General features: G+C 63.6%; 3 protein-coding genes and 3 pseudogenes. 2 read left to right on the top strand and 4 right to left on the bottom strand.

The features are described 5' to 3' along the window. A pseudogene (locus AB0O52_RS23210) lies at nt 1-519 on the top strand (DUF3417 domain-containing protein); the annotation flags it as partial. 43 nt (nt 520-562) lie between these two features. Here the strand turns inward: AB0O52_RS23210 and AB0O52_RS23205 are convergent. Further along, nucleotides 563-923: pseudogene (locus tag AB0O52_RS23205) on the bottom strand (barstar family protein). 5 nt (nt 924-928) lie between these two features. Further along, nucleotides 929-3,031 (bottom strand): glycogen debranching protein GlgX, encoded by a 2,103-nt coding sequence (gene glgX / locus AB0O52_RS23200; RefSeq protein ID WP_364542940.1) that lies wholly within the window; start codon nt 3,029-3,031, stop codon nt 929-931. 278 nt (nt 3,032-3,309) lie between these two features. Between glgX and AB0O52_RS23195 the strand changes: the two genes are divergently transcribed. Further along, nucleotides 3,310-4,122 carry a carbon-nitrogen hydrolase family protein gene (locus AB0O52_RS23195; protein ID WP_364542937.1) on the top strand — a complete coding sequence of 271 codons (813 nt, stop codon included), beginning with the start codon at nt 3,310-3,312 and terminating at the stop codon, nt 4,120-4,122. Between the two features lie 135 nt (nt 4,123-4,257). Here the strand turns inward: AB0O52_RS23195 and rlmB are convergent, their stop codons facing one another. Continuing rightward, a complete protein-coding gene (gene rlmB, locus AB0O52_RS23190) occupies nt 4,258-5,253 on the bottom strand; it encodes a 23S rRNA (guanosine(2251)-2'-O)-methyltransferase RlmB (protein WP_364542934.1) in 996 nt (331 codons plus the stop codon). A 79-nt stretch (nt 5,254-5,332) separates the two neighbouring features. Next, nucleotides 5,333-5,494: pseudogene (locus tag AB0O52_RS23185) on the bottom strand (cysteine--tRNA ligase); the annotation flags it as partial. Between the last annotated feature and the right edge of the window lie 89 nt (nt 5,495-5,583).

The raw sequence follows: 5,583 nt of genomic DNA, 5'->3' as shown, positions 1-5,583 counted from the left end.
TCGATGATCAAGCACACCCTGGCCCACCTCGGCCCGGCAGTCTCGGCCGACCGCATGCTCCAGGACTACGTCAACACCCTCTACCGCCCCGCAGCGGAATCGGGACGGCGTGCCGTGGCCGGCTCTTTCAAGGAAGCGAAGGAACTCGCGGCCTGGATCACGAAGGTCCGCAGCGCCTGGCCGCAGCTGATCGTGGAACACGTCGATTCCGTCGGTGTCTCCGAAGAGCCGCAGATCGGGGACACCCTCCAGGTCAACGCCTACATCGCCCTCCACACCCTGACACCGGACGACGTCAGCGTTGAGGTGGCCTACGGGCGGGCTGAAGAAAGCGATGAACTGGAGGACGTCACCGTGGCCGAACTGAGCTCGTTCGAGGACCTCGGCAACGGGCGCCACCTGTTCACCGGTTCCATCCTGATCAACCGCTCCGGATCCTTCGGCTACACCGTCCGGGTCTTCCCGAAGCACCCCTCCCTCGCCTCGAAGGCCGAACTGGGGCTGATCGTGAACGCGTAGCGACAAGCTGGCCGGGTGGGCACCGCCCACCCGGCCATCCGCGCTACTGCTGGAAGACCGTTATGACGGCAAGGTCCCGCCCGGAGTAGGATTCGGCGTCCTGGAGGATTTCGCAAACCAATCCGAAGGACCGGTCTGTCCGGTAAGCCGCCGGGACCTGCCAAATCAAGGTGACGGGCGGTTGGTCGTCCTCGGACACGCTGTCTGCGAAATCGTGGAGTGAATCGTTGAGCGCGTCCAGGTCCACCCCGTAGTACTCGGGGAAATCAAGCACTTGGCCGAACACTTCCAAGACGGCCTTCTTGGTTGCTGCCGGCGGCACCAGCACGGTGCGGCCGGCCGGCGTCGGACACTTGTTCCTGCAGTTCTTCCAGTGTCCAAGTATCTGCGGAATAGATCTTCATGGTTCCTAGGTGCGGTAGACGTTGATGGTGTTGCCCTGGACGATTTCCCGCTCGCCGGCCGCGACGAGCGCTCCTTGCCGGCGGTCATTGAGTTCCGACGTGGTCAGGCGTAGCTCGAACATCCGGCTCCCCGTTCCCGATTCGGCGAGCAGTTTGGGCAGGACGATCTTCTTGTCATCCTTGTTGCCGTTGATCACGATCAGACCGCGGTAAGCGCCGCCCTCGGAGCTCACCAATAGCTGCACAATCCGCCGTGAGGGATCGTGCCAACGGTCCGCCGTCATGGGCTGGCCTTTTTCATCAAACCAATCCAGGCCCGTCCCGCTGTCCGGGAAGCCTGCATCTTGGGCTTGCAGGAAATCTTTCCGGAGCCGGATCACCCGTTTGGTGCTCCGCAGCATGTCATGCGATTCGGGTGTCTGCGTCCAGTCGATCCACGTCAGGGGGTTGTCCTGACAATAGGCGTTGTTGTTTCCCTGCTGTGTCCGTCCGAGCTCGTCGCCGGCGGTGATCATGGGTACGCCGATGGAGATCATCAACGTCGTCATAAGGTTCCGCTTCGAAAGGGCACGGGCAGCGAGAATAGTCTCATTTTCCGTGCGGCCTTCGAATCCGTGGTTGTAGCTGAGGCTGTTGGTCTGCCCGTCGCGGTTTTGCTCGCCGTTGGCCTCGTTGTGCTTACGGTCGTAGGACACTAGATCGGTCAGGGTGAAGCCGTCGTGGGCCGTGACGAAGTTGAGCGAGGCGAGCCTGGAGCGTCCAGAAGGTTCAAAGACCCGGGCCGAGCCCGTCAGGGCGTCAGCGAGGTCTCCCATGGTGCTGCCGGACATCCCGCCGTCGGAAGCGCCCCGCTCCGAGAGCCAAAAACGGCGCACGCTGTCGCGGAAATGATCATTCCAGTCCACCCATCCCTTGGGGAACCGCCCGGTCTGCCAGCCGCCATAGCCCACATCCCATGGTTCGGCAATGAGCTTGGTCTTGGAAAGCACCGGGTCCTGGGCGATCCGTTTCAAGAACGGGTGCTCAGGGTCGAATTCATTGCCCGCATTCCGGCACAGCGTCACGGCAAGGTCGAAACGGAAGCCGTCTATGTGGAATTCGTCCGCCCAATATCGCAGCGAGTCGATGGCCAGGTCCACCACCCGGGGTTCGGCGAAGTTAAGGGTGTTGCCGCAGCCTGTCGTATCAAGGTAACGGCCGTGGGCATCGTGGCGGTAGTACTGCCGCTCGCCCAGGCCCCTGAAACTGAAGGTATCGCCGTCGGGCCCGCCTTCCGCCGTATGGTTGTAGACAACGTCGAGGATCACTTCGATCCCCGCGGCATGCAGGAGCTTCACCATGCCCTTGAGTTCGTCCTGGACAGCATGGGGGCCCGCCTGCTGGGCGGCTTGCGTGGCGTAGTCCGCGTGTGGCGCAAAGAACGCCGCGGTGTTGTATCCCCAGTAATTGGTCAGGCCCAAGTACTGCAGGTGCTGCTCGTCCATGTGGAAGTGGATGGGCAGCAATTGAACGGCCGTCACCCCTAATGAATGGAAGTGCTCGATCATGGCGGGGTGTGCCATGCCCGCGTAGGTGCCGCGGAGGTGCTCGGGGATGTCCGGGTGCAGCATGCTTTGGCCGCGGACGTGCGCCTCGTAGACAATGGTGTCCCGCAACGGCGTGCGAAGCAGGCGATCGCCACCCCAATCGAAAGCCGTTTCCATCCGTACCGAGGTCAGCAGCTCTCCGCGCTGGTGCACCGCCTTGCCGTAGGGATCCAGCAACAGCTGCTCGGCGTCGTCGGCGTCAAAGTCCGGAGCAGGAGCCGACAATGGAATCGCGTCCTCGTGGGCTGCTGCGCGGAAGCCGTACCGGGTGCCGGGCGGCAGTCCGTCGACAATCCCGTAGTGCACGCCGTCCTCAAGGTTGGGCAGCGTGTGGACTTTCCAGGAGTCACCGGGGGCCTTGTAGGCGATTTCGACCCGAGTGAGTCCGGGGGCCCACACGGCGACGTTGACCCGGTCCGGCGAACGGGTGTCGGACTTCCCAGGCAGCGGAACACTCAGCCCGAGCGGCGACGGCCGCGAGGCGTCCACTGTAGATGCTGTGTCAACAATCGGCATAACCATTAGTTGAGAGTTTAGTCTCCGACGCCAATTCTCCCTCGCCCGTAGTCGATATGACACTGCCCAAGTCCGGCGGCCGGAATCAAGCCGGCGTCCCCTGCGAACGCAAACAAGCCGTTCACCTGCTGAAACACCGAATCACCCGGCTCGTTGCGCTTTTCGTGAAACCGGTCGTTTGAGCGGATTGTGTCGGTTGCGCCGAATACGCCTGCCCGCGCATGAGTTCGTATCCTCAGCGCGGCCGTTGCATACTTTGGCTATACACCAATGTGGAGGTAATCGTGCGAATCGCTCTTGCTCAACTCATCAGCGGCCGAGAGCCGGCAGAGAACCTGATCCTGCTGGAAGACTACGCCCGCCGGGCCAAGGAGGGCGGCGCCGAGCTCGTGGTATTCCCCGAAGCGACCATGCGGGCGTTCGGGAATTCCCTGCTCGACATCGCCGAGCCCTTGGACGGGCCATGGGCCAGCCAGGTGCGGAAGATCGCCCAGGATCTTGGAATCGTGATCGTGGCCGGAATGTTCACCCCCGGAATAGCCTCCGACGGCACCAGCAACGGCAAGGTCCGGAATACCCTGATCGCCACTGGACCCGGAGTCGACGCCAGCTACGACAAGATCCACCTATTCGACGCATTCGGCTTTGCCGAATCAGACACCGTCGACGCCGGCACCGATCCAGTGACGTTCGACGCCGGAGGCCTCACCTTTGGCCTGGCCACGTGCTACGACATCCGTTTCCCTGCCCTCTTCACTGCCAATGCCGATCGCGGAGCCGACGTGAATATCGTGTCTGCTTCCTGGGGAGCCGGGCCGGGCAAGGCGGAACAGTGGAAGCTGCTCGCTCGAGCGCGGGCGATCGACACCACGACTTTCGTGTTGGCTTGCGGGCAGGGGGATCCCGCGAGCCAAGGCCGTGAACCCAAGGGTGCGGCGCCCACCGGAGTGGGGCACTCCGTCGTCGTGTCTCCCTTGGGGAACGTGCTCGCAGAGCTCGACGCCGAACCCGGCCTCTTGTTCGCGGAGCTGGACGCAGCCGTCGTCGAGGAAGCGCGGGTCAAGCTCCCGGTCCTGGCCAACCGCCGCGACTTCTAACGGGACTTCCAAAGGGAACAGCAACGCCCGCCCACCAAAAGAAGTGAGCGGGCGTTGCTGTATTTGGCGTCATAAGTGAGCGAGCGTGCGTCGGAAACACGGTATAAGTGAGCGGCCGCGCCGCCACCCATCTGGCTATTTCGCTGCGCGCTGCCTTGAGATTTCGTACAGCGAGATGCCCACAGCCATCGAGGCGTTGAGCGATTCCATGGCGGAGTCGATCGGGATGGAGATGATCTGGTCGCAGTTTTCGCGGACCAGGCGGCTGAGGCCCTTGCCCTCGGAACCGACAACAATGCACACGGGATCGGTGGCCAGGGCGAGATCCGGCAGCGAGACATCGCCGTCGCCGTCCAGGCCCAGCACGAAGATGCCCATCTGCTTGAACTGCTTGAGTGCGTTGTTCAGGTTGGCCGCCCGGGCCACGGGGACGCGGACCGCCGCGCCTGCGCTGGTCTTCCAAGCCGAAGCGGTGACGCCGACTGAGCGGCGCTCCGGGACAATCACGCCGTGGCCGCTGAAGGCGGAAACGGAGCGGATGATGGCGCCCAGGTTGCGTGGGTCGGTGATGCCGTCGAGGGCAACGAAGAGGGGCGCGTTGGGGATGTACCCCTTCTTCCACTTGGTGACCGTCTCTTCGGCGAGGTCGTAGGCGTCCTGGTATTCGTACGGCGGGATCTGCAGCACGAGGCCCTGGTGGACGGCGTCTTCGGTCATGCGGTCGAGTTCGGGCTTGCCGGTCTCGAGCAGCGGGATGCCACGTTCGGCAGCGAGCTTAAGGGATTCCTTGACACGGTCGTCCATCTCGATCCGGATGGCAACGTGCAGTGCCTTCGCGGGGATTCCGGCGCGCAGCGCCTCCACCACGGAGTTGCGTCCGGTGACCATTTCCTCGGTGGCGCGGCCCTTCGGGCCTGAGCGGGCCCCCGGGTTGGAGCGGCTGGCGCCCCCGGCTGCGCGCTTGGCTGCGGAGCGCTCGGCAAGCTGCTTGCTCTTGTACGCCTTGTGGTATTCGCGGTCCTCAGCCTTGGGGGTTGGACCCCGGCCTTCCAAGGCCTTTCGACCGTGGCCACCGGTTCCAGTGGTGGGGCCCTTCTTGTTCTTGACAGCCCGGCGACCGTTGTTGGCCATGAATTCCACCCTTGATTGTGTTGAGTACGTCTGCAATCAAGTCTACTGAATCAACTTAAATCGGGACGACGGCGGAAAATCAGTCCCGTTTCAGGCTCCAACTGGCGCCATCGGCGCCATCCTCGACGGCGATGCCGGCTGCCGCGAGAGTATCGCGGATCGCGTCCGAAGCGGCCCAATCCTTGTTGGCGCGCGCCGCGGCGCGCGCCCACAACAGGGCTTCCACGAGGACCACCAGGGCCGGGGCCGTCTCCGAAGATCGGAAGAGCACACCGCTGAACAACAGTCACCCGCGGTGGAATGGGGGGTGGGGGGGGGTGGGTGTTATAT

Source organism: Arthrobacter sp. NPDC080073, assembly GCF_040686575.1.
GTDB lineage: Bacteria > Actinomycetota > Actinomycetes > Actinomycetales > Micrococcaceae > Arthrobacter.
Note: the sequence above shows the minus strand (reverse complement) of the source record. Positions and strands in the feature narration are given on the sequence as shown.